This is a genomic window from Candidatus Leptofilum sp. (genome assembly GCF_965223525.1).
In the GTDB taxonomy this organism is placed as follows: domain Bacteria; phylum Chloroflexota; class Anaerolineae; order Promineifilales; family Promineifilaceae; genus Leptofilum.
The window spans coordinates 2,054,525-2,069,208 of the sequence record NZ_OZ245005.1 but is presented as its reverse complement, the minus strand read 5'-3'; the positions used below and the strand labels follow the sequence as shown (position 1 = coordinate 2,069,208).

The window sequence follows — 14,684 nt, the reverse complement described above, 5'->3', positions numbered from 1 at the left end:
TATTAGGAAAATTATTATGTCGAGTAATGGCACTCAATCAAATCCATACCGCATCGGTTTAACTCTTTCTGGCTTGTTAAACGTGGTTTTAATTGTTTTGTTGTTGATGTCGCGAAGCAGCAATGGCGAAACGGCCGTTCCCCCCACCAGCAGCAACGATGAAGTCGCCGCGCTGCCAAGTGCCACTGCCACCAATCTGCCACCAACGGCAACCGCCACTACTTTGCCCACAGCTACGAATGAGCCAACAGCAACGGCTACGTTCCTCCCCACAGCTACCTTGCCGGCTACACAAGAACCAACGGCCGTCGCGGAACCAACCGCCACGCCCGCCCCCACGGCCACCATGCCGCCCCCGCCAACGGCCGTACCCACAAACGTCCCCGGCCCAGACTGGCTGCGCTACTTCAACCAGTTCCGTACCCAAGCTGGCCTGCCCCAGCTTACAGAAAATCTGGCCTGGTCTGCCGGAGCCGCCGCCCACAGCCAATATATGATGCTCAACAGCAGCACCGTCCACGCCGAAGACCCCAACAGTGCAGGCTACTCTGAATCAGGCAACGAGGCAGGGCAAAATGGCAATATCGCCGTTAGCGGCTGGGATGGCGCATCTGATCTGTGGCCGATTGATTACTGGATTACCGCCCCCTTCCACGCTGTGCCGATGCTCAATCCTCTTCTCACCCAAATTGGCTATGGCGTCTTCCGCGATGCCAGCCACAGCTTCAAAATGACGGCAACGCTGGATATTTCTAGTAAGCGAGATTTGGGCGATTTGCCCGCCGGACTCACTTACCCCGTCACCTTCCCGCAAGATGGCGGCGAAATTTGGGTGCTTAGCTACAGCCTGCCCGAATTCCCCAACCCGCTCACCTCTTGCTCTGGGCTGCAAAAGCCAGTGGGGCCACCGCTGGTGCTGCAACTTGGTAGTGGCGATGTAACCCCCAGCGTGACGCAAACGTCGCTCACCAGCAGCAATGGCGCGTTTATTACCCACTGTGCGCTGGATGAAACCAACTATTTCAACAGCAACCAGTACCAGCAGCAGCAGGGGCGCAACATTTTGGATAAACAAGATGCGATTGTACTCATCCCCGCCAGCCCGCTAACCGTCGGCGAAACCTACACCGCCAGCGTCACGGTCAATGGTGAGACGATTGAATGGACATTTACGGCCGTCTCACCTCCCGCTGACTACTAAATCATTTTCAGCGAATTGGCGCGAATTTCCGCGAAAAATTCGTGCCAATTCGCGTTCATTCGCTTCGCTGCCAATCACTACAAATCTACTTGCCACGCAATCCATCCATCACATTCGCCACCAAATCATACCGACCGAACGCTGGCATGAGATAAACACCTTGCGTAAACGGCCGCACTGCCTCCAAAATCTCCTGGGCAATGGCTACCCCCTCCTGCTGCGGGTCGGTGGCAGTGGCCATGCGCTGCCTCAGCAATTTGGGAATTGACATGCCTGGCACTTCGTGGTGCAGAAATTCGGCGTTACGGCCGTTGTACAGCGGCTTAATGCCCACAATGATCGGCAGCATTTTCTCCTCGTAAGTTGCTCCATACAAATCCACAAACTGCTTGGCAGCCACTGGATCAAACACGGGCTGCGTCAGGGCAAAATCGGCCCCGTTGCGAATTTTGCGCCGCAGTAGTTTCATTTCGCGCTCAGGGTCGGCAGGCGTTAGGCTTAGGGCGCAGCCCACCATGAAGTTGGTTGGCTGGTCAATGGCGTTACCCGCTTTGTCTCGCCCGCTGTTAAACTGCTGCTTAATCAGGTGAATTAGCCCCGTTGGCACAATGTCGTAGCTGTCCATCGCTTCGGGATAATCCCCAATTTGGGTGGGATCGCCCATCGTCACAAACAAGTTGCGAATGCCCATGGCGTAAGCCGCCAGCAGATCCCCTTGAATCCGCAGCAAGTTGCGCCCTCGCGTCGGGAAGTGCAACACCGTTTCTAATCCCACAGATTTTTGCACCAGGTGAGCCGCTGCCCAGGCACTCATCCGCAATCGCGCCAGCGGGCTGTCTGCCAGATTTAGCAAATTCGCCCCGGCTTCCTTGAGCATGTGCGCCCCTTCGATGAGCCGCTGGGTGCCAATACCTTTGGGTGGGCTCATTTCTACGGTGACAACGTAACGGCCGTTCCCCAAATTCTGTGCGAGCTGGGTGGGTGGATCGAGGACGGCCGTTTTCTCCTCCGCCTGGGTCACAATCTGCACATCTGGCAGCGGGATGGGGGACGGGAGGGGATGGTCTAGAGCGTGGCGCATGGCGGCGATATGCGCCTCATTGGTGCCGCAGCAGCCACCTACCAGCACCGCACCCGCCTCCACCAAGGCATGGGTGTATTGCCAAAAATAGTCCGGCGTGGCGGGGTACAGCACCCGCCCCCGCTCCGTTTGCTCTGGCCAGCCAGCGTTGGGAGCAGCGGCCAGCAGCTTATCTGGCGCAATCTGGTGCATGATCCGCAGCAGGCGCAGCACCTGCGCCGGGCCACCGCTACAATTGACCCCAATGGCATCCACATCCAGCGCGGCCAGCCGCTCGGCCACCACACTGGGCGCGTGCCCCAGCAGCGTACGATCATCGCGGGTAAAAGTCATTTGGGTAATGATGGGCAACTCTGGGGCAAACTGACGAGCAACGGTAACGGCCGTTTCCATTTCATGCAGGTCAGACATCGTTTCCAGCACCAGCAAATCCACACCCTCTGCCAGCAATGCCTCAATCTGCTCATTAAACGCCTCTGCCGCCTCTGCCAGCGAGACGCGACCCAGCGGCGCCAGACGCACCCCCAGCGGCCCTACCGATCCTGCTAACCACACCTCGCGGAAGGCACTGCCGATGACGCGCCGAGCAATGTTCACCGCCGCCCGGTTAATCTGGCGCACCTGATGCTGCAAGCCATACTCCACCAGCTTGTACCGATTGGCACCAAAACTGTTCGTCTCGATGATGTCGGCTCCGGCGTTGATGTAGGCGCGGTGAATGTCGGCGACGATGGCGGGCTGGGTCAGGTTAATGCCATCGAAGCTGGTTTCCATCGAGATGCCGCGACTGTGCAGCAAGGTGCCCATCGCCCCATCAAACAAAAACGGCCGCTCGCGCAGCCGGGAAGTGAAAGTTTGTCGGTTCATATTTTTTTGTGTTTGCAAGTCTGCAAGTTTGCGAGTGTACAAGTACGAAATCCACTTGCATACTTGCTCACTCGCTATAAAAAAGTTCCTGAATCAAAACGGCCGCTTTGTCATTCTCCAAAATCAGCACCTGCGCCCCGGTTTCAGTGCGATGGCTAGAAACGTAATCAAAATCCAGCACGTCGTTACGGATATCTTCTGAGTCTATGCTATTGGCGGCCGTTGCTAGCCGAATCATCTGCTCCAGGCTCAAATCGGTGCGGATGCCATTTTCTACCTGCTGGTACAGCGTTCCGGCTTGAGCAACAAGTCCGGTAAAGCCCAATGCCGCGGCTTTTTGCCGCACAGCCAAAATCACCTGCTGCTGCCGTGCCGCCCGCCCAAAATCGTTGTCTTGGTGACGGGTGCGTGCATATTTTAAGGCCATCGCCCCGTCAAAATGGTTCAATCCGGCAGGGATGAATAGCGGATCGAAGCCATAATTCATGTCGGGATACGTAGGATCGTTAATGGCGACGGGGACATTTACATCAATGCCGCCCAACGCGTTGATGCCGTTGATGACGGCCGTAAAATCTACCAAAACGTAATGGTTCACCGGCACACCTAGGTTGTATTCCACCGTTTGCATTGCCAGCGCCGCCCCGCCAACTGGATTATTTCCAGCCGATCCGTATACAAAAGCGGTGTTGATGCGATCACGGCCATGCCCAGGAATCAACACATACAAATCGCGGGGAATGGACAAAATGGAGGCCGTTTCGGTAGCCGGGTCTAGTGAGACGAGCATCATCGTGTCGGTGCGGGAAATGAAGGCCTCGCCCGGGCGGCGGTCAATGCCCATGAGCAAGATATTAACACGATCCTCACCTGCCCACGGTTCGCTGGTGGGAATGAGCGTGGGGGTTGGCTGGCCAGGAACCAACGTGGGTACATTAGACGGGCCAGACTGTCCCAGCGACAAATCTACGCCCGCCACGGCCGCTACTGATTCTTCCAGTGGGTTCAACGGCCGATTCAGCATGACCCGAAACGTAAAGTAGGCAAACACCACCACCGCAATGCCAGAGAAGACAAAGGCGACAGAAATCATGTAGGTAAGCCAGCCGGGTAAAACAGGTTGTGAGCTTCGCAAATCAAACTCCTAAACAGGCCACAGAGATCACAAGAGGAAAAAGAGATTAACTCTGTGGCAAAAATTTAAATTTCAAAACAGGCTGCATTATACACGGAAACGGCCGTTGCACGGGATGAAAATAGTGTGATTCCCCTACGAACCCCCTTGCCTACAGCGATTCGGAGACTTTTGAAGTTTTGTGACAAATTCAGCATATTCCACAGAAAAAACTTCAAAAGTCTGAACCTTTACGAAAAAATCGTTGACTTACGGCCGTTTTGCGGTAGATTTGCCATACCTGAGATCAACGAGCGAGAAACTGTTATGAGTCCGACCCCACAAGCCATCGTAGATAAATTCGGCCGTCCCGTGCGCGACTTACGCATCTCTGTTATTGACAAATGCAACTTTCGCTGCCCCTACTGCATGCCGGCCGAAATTTTTGGCGCAGATTACAACTTTCTCAACAAAGATGAACTGCTCACCGATGATGAGATTGTGCGGCTGGCCACGCTGTTTGCCCAGCTTGGCGTCACCAAATTCCGCTTGACGGGCGGCGAACCCCTCATTCGCCCCAACTTACCCGCGCTCGTAGCTCGTCTGGCGCAAATTCCCGGCATCGAAGATTTAGCCCTGACTACCAACGCCTACTACCTGCCCAAGCAGGCTCAAGCTCTCAAAGAAGCCGGACTTCATCGGCTCACCATCAGTTTGGATTCGTTAGATAATGAGGTGTTTCAGGTATTGAACGGCCGTCGCGCCACCGTCGAGCGCGTATTGCAAGGATTAGAAGCCGCCGAAGCCGCTGGATTCACCAATATGAAAATTAACTGCGTCGTCAAAAAAGGGGTCAACGACCACACCCTGGTTGATTTGGCACGTTACTTCAAAGACAGCGGCCATATTGTACGCTACATCGAGTACATGGATGTGGGAAACTTAAATGGCTGGAAGCTGGATGATGTGGTGACGGCCGAAGAAATTCTGGCCATGATTGATGCCGAAATGCCTCTGGAACCTGTGCCACCAAACTACGAAGGGGAGGTGGCCAATCGCTACCGCTACCTGGATGGCGAAGGGGAAATTGGCATTATCGCCTCCGTCACCAAGCCATTCTGTGGCGACTGCACCCGCGCCCGCCTTTCCAGCGCTGGAGAGTACTACACCTGCCTCTTCGCCCACAAAGGCACCGATTTACGCGCCCCTTTGCGCGCCGGAGCCAGCGATGATGAGATGCTGCAACGCATCGGCGGCGTCTGGCAACGCCGCACCGACCGCTACTCCGAGCTACGCACCTCCTTTACCCGCCTCCCCGCCAAAGGCGCAGAAATGTACCGCTTGGGTGGGTAAAATAATCTGCGCTAATCTGTGGAATCTGCGGATTTCTCTTCGGAGAAGCCCCACTTTTTATCTACCAGGTACAACGGCCGTCCCTTCACCTCATCATAAATCCGCCCCAAATATTCACCAATGATGCCCAGGCTGATGAGCTGTACGCCTCCCAAAAATAGCACCGAAACAAGCGTTGTCGCCTGACCGAGCAGCGGGCTTTCAGGGCCAAACAATCGCACCAAAACAACCGTCAAAATCGCCAAGCCGCTGATGATGGCTATGATAAATCCTAAATAAGTCGCCAACTGCAGCGGCAGGTAAGAGAAGCTCGTAATTGCATCCAGAGCGAAGGGCAGCATTTGGCGCACGCTGCCAAATTTAGATTCTCCAGCAAAGCGAACGGCTCGCTCATATTCCACCCCAGTTTGCTTAAAGCCCACCCAGGGAATCATGCCCCGTAAGAAGCGGTTGCGCTCCGGCATATTGTTAATCGCCTGCACCACGCGCCGATCCATCAGGCGGAAATCGCCCGTATCCAGCGGAATATCTATCTTGGTGATGCGGCGAATGAGCCGATAGAACACCTTGGCGGTGAATAACTTGAACCACGTTTCCCCCTCGCGGCTGGCGCGAACGCCGTACACCACTTCGTACCCCTCGCGCCACTTGGCAATCATTTCCGGGTACACTTCAGGCGGGTCTTGCAAATCGGCGTCGGTGAGGATGACGGCATCCCCCTGAGCGTGGTTTAGCCCAGCGGTGACGGCCACCTGAAAGCCAAAATTGCGCGAAAAGCTGATGCCTTTTACTCGCGGGTCTTTCTGATGCAGCTCGTCAATGATTTCTGCAGAGCGGTCTCGGCTGCCGTCGTTAACCAGTACCAGCTCCCACAGTTCATCTTGCTGATCCATTACCTGGCTAACGCGGCGATGGAGTTCAACGAGAACTGCTTCTTCATTGTATACAGGGGAAACGATAGAAATTATTGGTTTTTGTTGGGTAGATTCGTTCATGTTAATTATTCACTGATGTTACGCACTTACTCTGGAAAAGATTTCAAAAGTCTTCAGGACTATTTGCTTATCAACAGAGAGAAGCAAGACTTTTGAAATCTACACTGCATAACATTGGTAATTTAGTTGATGAGTATGCGCTCTACGGCCGTAATCTCTGGCGGCACGGTCATTGCTTTACCCACAGATTTCATGGCGGAATTAACGTCTTTCAGTCCGTTGCCTGTAAGAATAAGCGACACCCGCGCTTCAGAGCGAATGAGGCCAGTTTGCGCTGCTTTCAAAAACCCAGCATACGTTGCCGCCGAAGCTGGTTCGGCAAAAACCCCGCTGCCTTGTGCTAACGCCGGAATCGCCGCCAAAATTTGCTCATCGGTAACTTTGATGAAGGCACCATTGCTTTGGCGAACGGCCGTCATCGCTTTAATCCGGTCTCGCGGTAATCCCGCACTGATGCTGTCCGCTACCGTGTTGGCAGCAATGGGCGGCTTCGTCAGCACATTCTCATTGTTGTTCCAGGCATCATGTAAATAAGCCGACCCCTCGGCCTGCACACCAATGATTTTGGGCATGTGCGCCAAAAAGCCAGTAGCCACCAAATCCCGTAAACCTTTATACACGCCGCTGATAATGCAGCCATCACCTACAGACACAAACAGATGCGTGATGGGCGGCAAGTTAGCTGCCCTCTGTTGTTTAAGTTGCGCGTACAGCTCAAAAGTCACGGTTTTCTTGCCCTCCGCCATGTACGGATTATAGCCCGTGTTGCGACAGTACCAGCCAAATTTTTCGGTCGCCGCCAAACACAAGTCAAAGGCATCATCATAGGTGCCTTCAACGAGCAAGACCATTGCACCGTAAACGAGTAGCTGGGCAATTTTGGCGGCAGGGGCTGATTTAGGCACGAAGATCACGGTTTTCTGCCCCACACTGGCAGCTAACCCAGCCAGGGCAGCAGCAGCGTTGCCCGTGCTGGCGGTGGTTACAATCTCGGCTCCCAATTCTTGCGCTTTCATGATGGCGATGGCGCTAGCGCGGTCTTTGAGAGAGGCGGTGGGGTTACGGCCGTCATCCTTAAGCCAAAGTTCAGCCACACCCGCTGCCTCAGCCAAACGGGAAGCTTCTTGCAGCGGTGTGCCGCCCACCACCAGCGGTGGTATGGGCACATCTTCTGCTACTGGCAAAAACGGCCGATAGGCAAACATCCCTCCGCTGGCCTCTGGCAACTGTCCGTCGAGGTCAGCACGAATGGCATCGTAATCGTACTGCACGTCCAGAATGCCCTCGTTGCCGTGGTCGGGACAGACATAGAGAACCTCATCGGGTTGGTAAATCTTTTGGCAAATGACGCAGCGCAGTCCTGTGACATTTTTCATAGCGAATTTTTCCTGGTGCTTAAATTTCTAGGGTTGCCTGCAGCCCTACATGGTCAGACGGGTACAGCGTGTCATCGTCCGGGTCTGGTTTGTCGCAAAAGATTTTGGCCGCGGGCACCTGGCGAATGCCGCTAGAGACAAAAATGTAGTCCAGGCAGCCAGACCAGTCGCCCAGCGGCAGCAGCGCGGTAGGGAAAGTGGCCAATGGCTCTGACCCATGCCGCTGTTGGTACGCAGAGCGGAACCGCTGCTTCATAATTTGGATAGCGGGGCCACTGGGTAGCTCGTTGAAATCGCCGGCCACCACTTGGGCAGGAACCGGGCGACGGTCAGATAGCCAGCCGGTGAGCATGAGTGCCTGCTCCTGCCGTGCCTCCTTCTCTGCAGCAACATGATGCAGATGAGTGGCAACAAAATCGAGCGGCTGGCGGTTGCTCAACTCGACGTTAACGCGCAGGGCGACGCGCCCGCCATAACCCAGATTGAGGCTATCTGAGTACAAAAGAGGCAAGTTGGCGAGAACGCCAATGCCTTCCAGGTACCGATTGACGGGATGTTGCTTACGAAGCTGAATGAGCCGATACGGCCGTACCCCCTCTGGCAATCTTGCATTTAATTGGTTACGAATCCAACGCCCCTGGGCAATGGGAAAGCTAATCTCTTGCAGGCTAATTAAGTTGGGCGAGGCGTCTAGCAGTTGCGCCACCAACAAATGGCGTCGTTCGCGCCAGCGGTCGGCTCGGTTGCGTAGGTTAATGGTGGCGACTGTTATTTGTGGCATGTTCATTAAAAAGTTTGCGAGTTTGCAAGTGGCGAGTTATTCCAAATTGATTTCTGTAGTGCCGCTGGGCACGGCCGTTTGCAATGACTGCGTTGCGTCCCGTAGGGTCAGGGTAAAAGGAACATCGGTTGAGAGCGTCAGCTTGGCCGCATCAGCCACCATCGAGAGCGTTCCGTCTGGCCCTAGCGGATAATTCTCAACGCCATACGGCCGTTCACTTTCCAGCCGCCGATCCCAAAAAACACGACGCTGCGGCCAATCCACCGTCAGGCCAATCACGTCCTCTAGCAAAATGGCAATTGGTGTCAGCCCGGCCATGCCGATAGGATTTTTGGCAGCAGGATCGCCGGGAGCGGCCGTTTCTGGTGAGTAATTTTCCCAAAGCGCCTGGGTCTGAGCGTACACCTCGGCCACGTTTGTTAGATGATTCACGGCAATCTCGTGCGCTAAACCATGCTGCCCAATTTTGCGTAAGCCACGCAACACCATGAAATTGGTCGCTGGCCAAACGCCTCCCCGCCAATAATTTCCAGTCTCGAAATTATAGCCCTCGCTGTCGGCCGACTGGCTGGGAATGCGATGCGTCAACTTAAACGTCCAATTTTCTCGCAGTGCCTTCACAAATGGTTCGCGTCGCTTTTCAGGAATTAAGGTGGCGTCGAGCAAGCCCCAGTAAGCGGCAACAGATTTTACAGGGCTGAAACGGCCGTCTGGATCCACATCCTGGTAAAATTGGGTTGCTTCATTCCAAAGCTGTTCGTTAATTTGTTCGCTTAGGCGGCTGTGTTCTGCCTCCAATGCAGTCGCTAATTTTTCTTCTTTCAGCAGCGTCGCCATCTGTGCCAAAACCAAGCTGCTCAAGGCGGCCTGCATAGACGCATCTACCCACGTCCAATGGCGGTGCTGGAAGCTGCTATTGGGCACGCGAGGCTGGTTGCTCATGCCGCTGCTGTGTCCGGTAGCCCAATGCAGGCCGTTGGGCCAAGTGCGGTTGGCTCGGCACCAGCGATGATACCCAACGAGCGCGGGGAACACTTTGGCCAAACGGTCGTCGTCCCCAGTAAAGCGATAGTGTCGCCACTCAGCCCAGGCCAAAACGTTCGGCCCGGTGCCGTTCGGATCAAACGGGTAAAAGAAATCATCCCCAGTGGCCAAATCAATTTGGCGGCAGATGAAGCCATCGCTGTGCTGTTTGGCGTATAAATTATCCAGATTGCCGGTAAAGTCAAAAGCGCGACGGCCGTATAGTCCAAACTGACTCATAAACGCGCTGTCCCACATAAACAGGAACGGTTCTGTACCCGCATCCAGATAGTTGGCCACAAAGCCTGCATCAGGGGCCGGCTGGCGCAAATTGTGCCAGGCTAATTCCCAGGTGTGCCAATAAAGCTGTACCCAGGCGGTATGTTCCGGCAAGACGGGCCGGGGTAGCTGCGCCTTTGCCTTGTTAAAAGAGGGCCACGTTTGCAAGACGGCCGTCTGCTGACGAAACTGATTTTGAGCAACGATGGGGTCAGACGGCCGTTCAAACTTTGGATGCGGCTGCGGCATAAAAGCAAACTCCTACCGATTTACCAACATTTCGGCCGTGGCACCTAACTGCAAGCTGTTCTCGCTAAAAGTAGCTACCCGAAACGTGTACCGAATCGCCACATTTTCTTGCAAAGTGCCAATCCAGGTAATGGAGTCACCAGTGGCAAACAAAGGATGCCCTGTCAGGCCAGTAAGCCGAGCCGAGGAAACGTCACCCTGGGTGGATACGCCATCATAAGTCATCGTGGTTCCCGGAATTGTTTCACCCACCGACACACTATGCGTCAGGAGGATGTTGTTATACCGGATGGCATCGGGCCAATCTGGCATGCTGGCCAAAGCAACCGGCACCGGATTTAAAACCGTAACGTCCACGGTACCCAAAGCCTGCGTGTTAAAAACTTCTACAAGACGCAAATTGTAGTTGGCATGAACGTTAGGAGCCACAATGCCACTCCAGATAAATGAATCGCCAACCCGCTTTTGTGCTGGCTCTCCATTGATAGTAACCTCGTACAAATCCCCGCTCTTGCCCACATAATGCAACTGTGAACCAGGCACGGTACTCCCTGGCTCTAAATCAAACGTATAGGCAAGCACAAACGTTGCCGAATCATCTGTGAAAGACGGCGTTGCTTCAGCATCACCACTATTATCAGATGAATCCGTACCGGGAATGGTACAAGCCAGCGCGGTAAAACAGAACAAGAGCAGAAAACCCGCGAGACTTTTAATTGAATGCCTCATTATTCTCCCTTCTCAATGGTAATCGTCACGATGCGATCACCTTCTGGCGCGCTGGGGTCCTCGCGCTGCGTAATGCCTTCTAACACATCTTGCCCTTCTACCACGCGGCCAAAAATGGCGTGCAAGCCATCTAGATGGGTAGCCGCACCGGTCGTAATGAAGAATTGGCTACCACCCGTGTTCGGGCCAGAGTTGGCCATCGAAACCACGCCGGGGCCGTTGTGAGAAAGCGCAGGGTCGAACTCATCGCTGATAGCGTAGCCGGGGTCACCAATGCCCAGCCCGGTTGGATCGCCCGTTTGGGCCATAAACCCCGGAATGACGCGATGAAAAGTGATGCCATCGTACCAGCCTTCTTCTGCCAAAAAGACAAAGTTGTTAACCGTTTCTGGGGCAGATTGGGGCAGAAGTTCAATGACAATCTCGCCGCCTTTTTCCAAAACGATAGTGGCCGTGTAGCTGGCATCCTCATCAATGGTCATGGGCGGGGGTGCATCATACTGAATTTCGGCGAGGGCGGCTTGTGCTTCGGCAACGGCCGCTTCAAATTCGACGCTGGCAAGGCGTTGCTGAACGTAGTCATCCCAAACGTTGTAATCGTATGGTACGTTGGGGATGGGCACGCCATCTACAATGACGCTGGGGGTTCCGCCCAGGCCAATGGCAATGGATTCGGCTTCCAGCGCAGTAACGTATTCAGCGTAGGTATTGTCATCCAAGGCGGCACCCAGGGCAGCGCCATCCAGCCCCAATTCATTGGCCAGGTTTACAAAATAATCGTGAGCGGCCGTTTCATCTAGGCTGGCCCATTCGCTTTGTTGTTCAAACAGGGCATCGTGATATTCCCAGAACGCTCCTTGCGCCCCGGCTGCCTCGGCTGCTTCAGCCGATTTTTGGGCATTGGCATGTAAGCGATTAAGTGGAAAGTGACGGTAAATAATTTGTACGTGATCCGGGTAGGCGTCTACCAGACGCGCCAGCACAGCCGAAAAGGCCGCGCAGCCCGGTCATTGAAAGTCACCATATTCGATGATAACCACTAAGGGATCGGCTGCCCCCTTGCCCCAATCTTGCTCTCTTGCTTGTATGGCTTGCTCCATGCTATTTGCAGGAACAAATCCATCGAGATTGGTAGCAGCAGGGAGGGATGGGTTGCTAAATGTTTCGTTAGTATCCGCGGTTTCGTTGGTGGTGGAAACGGCCGTATCATTATTGGCGTTGGTTTCTGGTGGTGCTAGTTCTGTCGTGGAAGGGCCACAGGCCATGAGGGTGAGTAACACCAACAGCCATACTGCTTTCTTCATAAACGCTCTCCTCGTATTCAGTACTATATCGTTTTTCCAAATGATAGCGCATTTTGTTACAATCTTGTAACGATAAGCAAATCATGAACAAGTTTCTAATTGCGTATTGCGTATTCCGTCATTTTTGGCAATATAAAATACGCATTATTTTCGTAGGAGTGTATTGTGAGACGATTTTTTTGGATTCTAGTTTTAGTAGCAATAGTGGGGCTTACGGCCGTTTCCTGCGCCCCAGCTATCGAGGATGATAACCCGGCACCAGACCCAGCCCAAGATGAGGGCGGTGGATTAAATGAGGTTGACCCCGGCTCAAATTTAGAGGCAGAACCAGATGTGTTCCCACGCGCTACCTTAACTCCGCGGCCAATTAGTGATCCGATTGAACCAGACAGCTCGCCAGAAGAAGGCTATCCTCCACTCCCAACGCCCACACCATTGCCAGAGGGATATGAGCTTCCTCCAACCGTTCCAGCACCCAATCCATACCCGGAAGCCAGCGGCTCGCTCGGTTGGGTGATAAAGCCTGTAGGGGAACAATGTGCCGAAGCACCAACGACACCCGATTTGCAAACGGCCGTTGCCGATATGGTCGCATTTGGTATTCCGGTTGAAGCCTCAGAGATGACCGAGTTGGCGGTTTGTGCCGCCTGCGGCTGCCCCACCAGTGCCCATTTCCGACTACAAATTGATTCTGGCTACTTGGGAAATGCCGAAGCACTGGGCTGGATCGCTGAAGAGTAATTGAGATATTAAGTAATTGAGCAATTATGTCAATTACCTAATTACATTCTACGCCATCCACGCATCATAAATTGCTCGCGCCAAACGGCCGATCGCCAATACGCCAGGGGCATCCGGGTTCCACAGCTCTGGTTCAGGATTGCCCTCAGTCATCACGGTAATTGTAAACCCGCGCCGTTCACCAGCTTTGTCACGCCAGATAACGGCCGTTTGCGCCCGCGTACCCACTAGAGAGCCTGTTTTTCCTGCCAGCCGCAGCTTTTCATCCTCCGGCACATCACTGTCCCAATGCTCAAACGGCAGATAACGCCCAATTCTGTCTGCACCCACCTTGTTCATTGTACGCAACATTTCTGTGCAGGCGGTGGGAGAGATATGTTTCTGTTGGAAAACGGCCGTTATCATCCGTGTCAATCCGGCAGGCGTGGCCGTCCCCAACTCATTTTGATCTGTTTTCAGAATATCAAAATCAATTTTGCGGTGTAGCTGCACGTCTGGGTACTGATTATCAGCTAGCCATTCTTGCACATTTTGTAAGCCGACGTGGTCAATGAGCACATTGGTTGCCAGATTATCGCTAACGTTCATCATCAGAAAGGCCCAATCACGAATGGGCATGGTGAGACCTGGAGAAAGATGCTGTAAAAGGCCGCTACCACCAATTTGGTCTGCGCGGCGTAGCATGAGCGGCTCGTCCAGACTGCACAGTCCATCTTCCACCTGCTGCATCAGTGTCAGCAGCACCGGCAGCTTGATGACGCTGGCGGTGGGGAATACCTCCTCGGCGTGGTAGCCAATGGTTTCTTCTGTTTGCAAATTGGTGGCAGCAAGGCCGATACGGCCGTTAAACGCCTCACAAATTTCCCGAATCTGTTTATCCAAACCCACCTTCATGCCTCCCAACAAAAAAGCACAGGAAACGGCCGTTGTCAGCCATCTCCTGTGCTAAATGTGAAAATCAGATACTTATTCGGCAAACAAATCGGTCACTGAAAGTTCAAATCCTGCCAAAACGCCTTCACCTTGCAGTTGCTCGGCCACAATCTCTACTTGGGTGGGCGCACGATAAACACGAATGACCTGGCGGGTAGGTTCAACAACCCACACCCACTGCACGCCGATACCAAAATATTCGTCAATCTTGTCATGCAAATCAGCCCAACGATCATTGGGAGACACAATCTCCACCACCAATTCCGGAGCAATTTCCAGAAACCCGCGACGCGGCCGTTTCGATGCCCGTTCTTTGGAGATAAACACAACATCCCCGGCACGGATAGAATCAGGGTTTCGTTGGGTGTAAACCCCCACTTCTCCAGTGAGCACCCATCCAGTTTTTTGTCTCGCAACAAAATTTCGCAAAAGCGCAGCAATTTCGCTTTCCAAAAAAGCATGTTCTACATTCGTCGGACTCATTTTGACAATTTCCCCAGCTACCAGCTCACAAGGCCCAATACCCTCCAGTTCCAAGAGCTCTTCACCGGTTATGAGCTTTTTTGTGAGTTCCGCAATAGCCATTGGCATCACCTCCGAGAATATTATACACAATCATGCAAGACTCCTGCTGTGACAAGCCTAGCCAGCCACACAG

14 protein-coding genes and 1 pseudogene are annotated in these 14,684 nt (G+C 53.8%); 3 read left to right on the top strand and 12 right to left on the bottom strand.

Annotated elements, in window-relative coordinates:
- Positions 1–16 precede the first annotated feature (16 nt).
- Entirely contained in the window at positions 17–1,201 is a 1,185-nt protein-coding gene (locus tag ACOQPM_RS25945; RefSeq protein ID WP_420631296.1) for a CAP domain-containing protein, read from the top strand.
- Between the two features lie 85 nt (positions 1,202–1,286).
- On the opposite strand, the gene ACOQPM_RS25940 is transcribed toward ACOQPM_RS25945, so the two are convergent.
- Both ACOQPM_RS25940 and ACOQPM_RS25935 read right to left on the bottom strand, forming a co-directional pair.
- Positions 1,287–3,149 carry a bifunctional homocysteine S-methyltransferase/methylenetetrahydrofolate reductase gene (locus ACOQPM_RS25940; RefSeq protein WP_420631295.1) on the bottom strand — a complete coding sequence of 621 codons (1,863 nt, stop codon included), beginning with the start codon at positions 3,147–3,149 and terminating at the stop codon, positions 1,287–1,289.
- 67 nt (positions 3,150–3,216) lie between these two features.
- The gene (locus ACOQPM_RS25935) at positions 3,217–4,284 is read right to left on the bottom strand and encodes an LCP family protein (RefSeq protein WP_420631294.1); all 1,068 of its coding nucleotides are present in this window, start codon (positions 4,282–4,284) and stop codon (positions 3,217–3,219) included.
- A 306-nt stretch (positions 4,285–4,590) separates the two neighbouring features.
- Here ACOQPM_RS25935 and moaA point away from each other — a divergent pair, with 306 nt between their 5' ends.
- Positions 4,591–5,616 (top strand): GTP 3',8-cyclase MoaA, encoded by a 1,026-nt coding sequence (gene moaA / locus ACOQPM_RS25930; RefSeq protein ID WP_420631293.1) that lies wholly within the window; start codon positions 4,591–4,593, stop codon positions 5,614–5,616.
- A gap of 11 nt (positions 5,617–5,627) precedes the next feature.
- Here moaA and ACOQPM_RS25925 read toward each other — a convergent pair whose 3' ends face one another.
- From ACOQPM_RS25925 to ACOQPM_RS25890, 8 genes and pseudogenes are all read right to left on the bottom strand, one after another.
- The gene (locus ACOQPM_RS25925) at positions 5,628–6,611 is read right to left on the bottom strand and encodes a glycosyltransferase family 2 protein (protein WP_420631292.1); all 984 of its coding nucleotides are present in this window, start codon (positions 6,609–6,611) and stop codon (positions 5,628–5,630) included.
- A 122-nt stretch (positions 6,612–6,733) separates the two neighbouring features.
- The gene (thrC, locus tag ACOQPM_RS25920) at positions 6,734–7,987 is read right to left on the bottom strand and encodes a threonine synthase (protein ID WP_420631291.1); all 1,254 of its coding nucleotides are present in this window, start codon (positions 7,985–7,987) and stop codon (positions 6,734–6,736) included.
- A gap of 19 nt (positions 7,988–8,006) precedes the next feature.
- Complete coding sequence (locus tag ACOQPM_RS25915; RefSeq protein WP_420631290.1) at positions 8,007–8,774, bottom strand: endonuclease/exonuclease/phosphatase family protein; 768 nt, start codon at positions 8,772–8,774, stop codon at positions 8,007–8,009.
- 30 nt (positions 8,775–8,804) lie between these two features.
- A complete protein-coding gene (locus ACOQPM_RS25910; protein ID WP_420631289.1) occupies positions 8,805–10,319 on the bottom strand; it encodes an MGH1-like glycoside hydrolase domain-containing protein in 1,515 nt (504 codons plus the stop codon).
- 12 nt (positions 10,320–10,331) lie between these two features.
- Entirely contained in the window at positions 10,332–11,048 is a 717-nt protein-coding gene (locus tag ACOQPM_RS25905; protein ID WP_420631288.1) for a hypothetical protein, read from the bottom strand.
- Positions 11,048–11,530, bottom strand: coding sequence for a peptidylprolyl isomerase (locus tag ACOQPM_RS25900; RefSeq protein WP_420632422.1), 483 nt, complete (start codon positions 11,528–11,530; stop codon positions 11,048–11,050). The genes ACOQPM_RS25905 and ACOQPM_RS25900 overlap by 1 nt, the downstream gene beginning before the upstream one ends.
- A gap of 144 nt (positions 11,531–11,674) precedes the next feature.
- A pseudogene (locus tag ACOQPM_RS25895) lies at positions 11,675–12,043 on the bottom strand (DsbA family protein); the annotation flags it as partial.
- A 12-nt stretch (positions 12,044–12,055) separates the two neighbouring features.
- Entirely contained in the window at positions 12,056–12,352 is a 297-nt protein-coding gene (locus ACOQPM_RS25890) for a hypothetical protein (protein WP_420631287.1), read from the bottom strand.
- Between the two features lie 165 nt (positions 12,353–12,517).
- Here ACOQPM_RS25890 and ACOQPM_RS25885 point away from each other — a divergent pair, with 165 nt between their 5' ends.
- Positions 12,518–13,093, top strand: coding sequence for a hypothetical protein (locus ACOQPM_RS25885; protein ID WP_420631286.1), 576 nt, complete (start codon positions 12,518–12,520; stop codon positions 13,091–13,093).
- A 48-nt stretch (positions 13,094–13,141) separates the two neighbouring features.
- Here ACOQPM_RS25885 and ACOQPM_RS25880 read toward each other — a convergent pair whose 3' ends face one another.
- Positions 13,142–13,987 (bottom strand): serine hydrolase, encoded by an 846-nt coding sequence (locus ACOQPM_RS25880; RefSeq protein ID WP_420631285.1) that lies wholly within the window; start codon positions 13,985–13,987, stop codon positions 13,142–13,144.
- A 72-nt stretch (positions 13,988–14,059) separates the two neighbouring features.
- Entirely contained in the window at positions 14,060–14,611 is a 552-nt protein-coding gene (locus tag ACOQPM_RS25875) for a Uma2 family endonuclease (RefSeq protein ID WP_420631284.1), read from the bottom strand.
- Between the last annotated feature and the right edge of the window lie 73 nt (positions 14,612–14,684).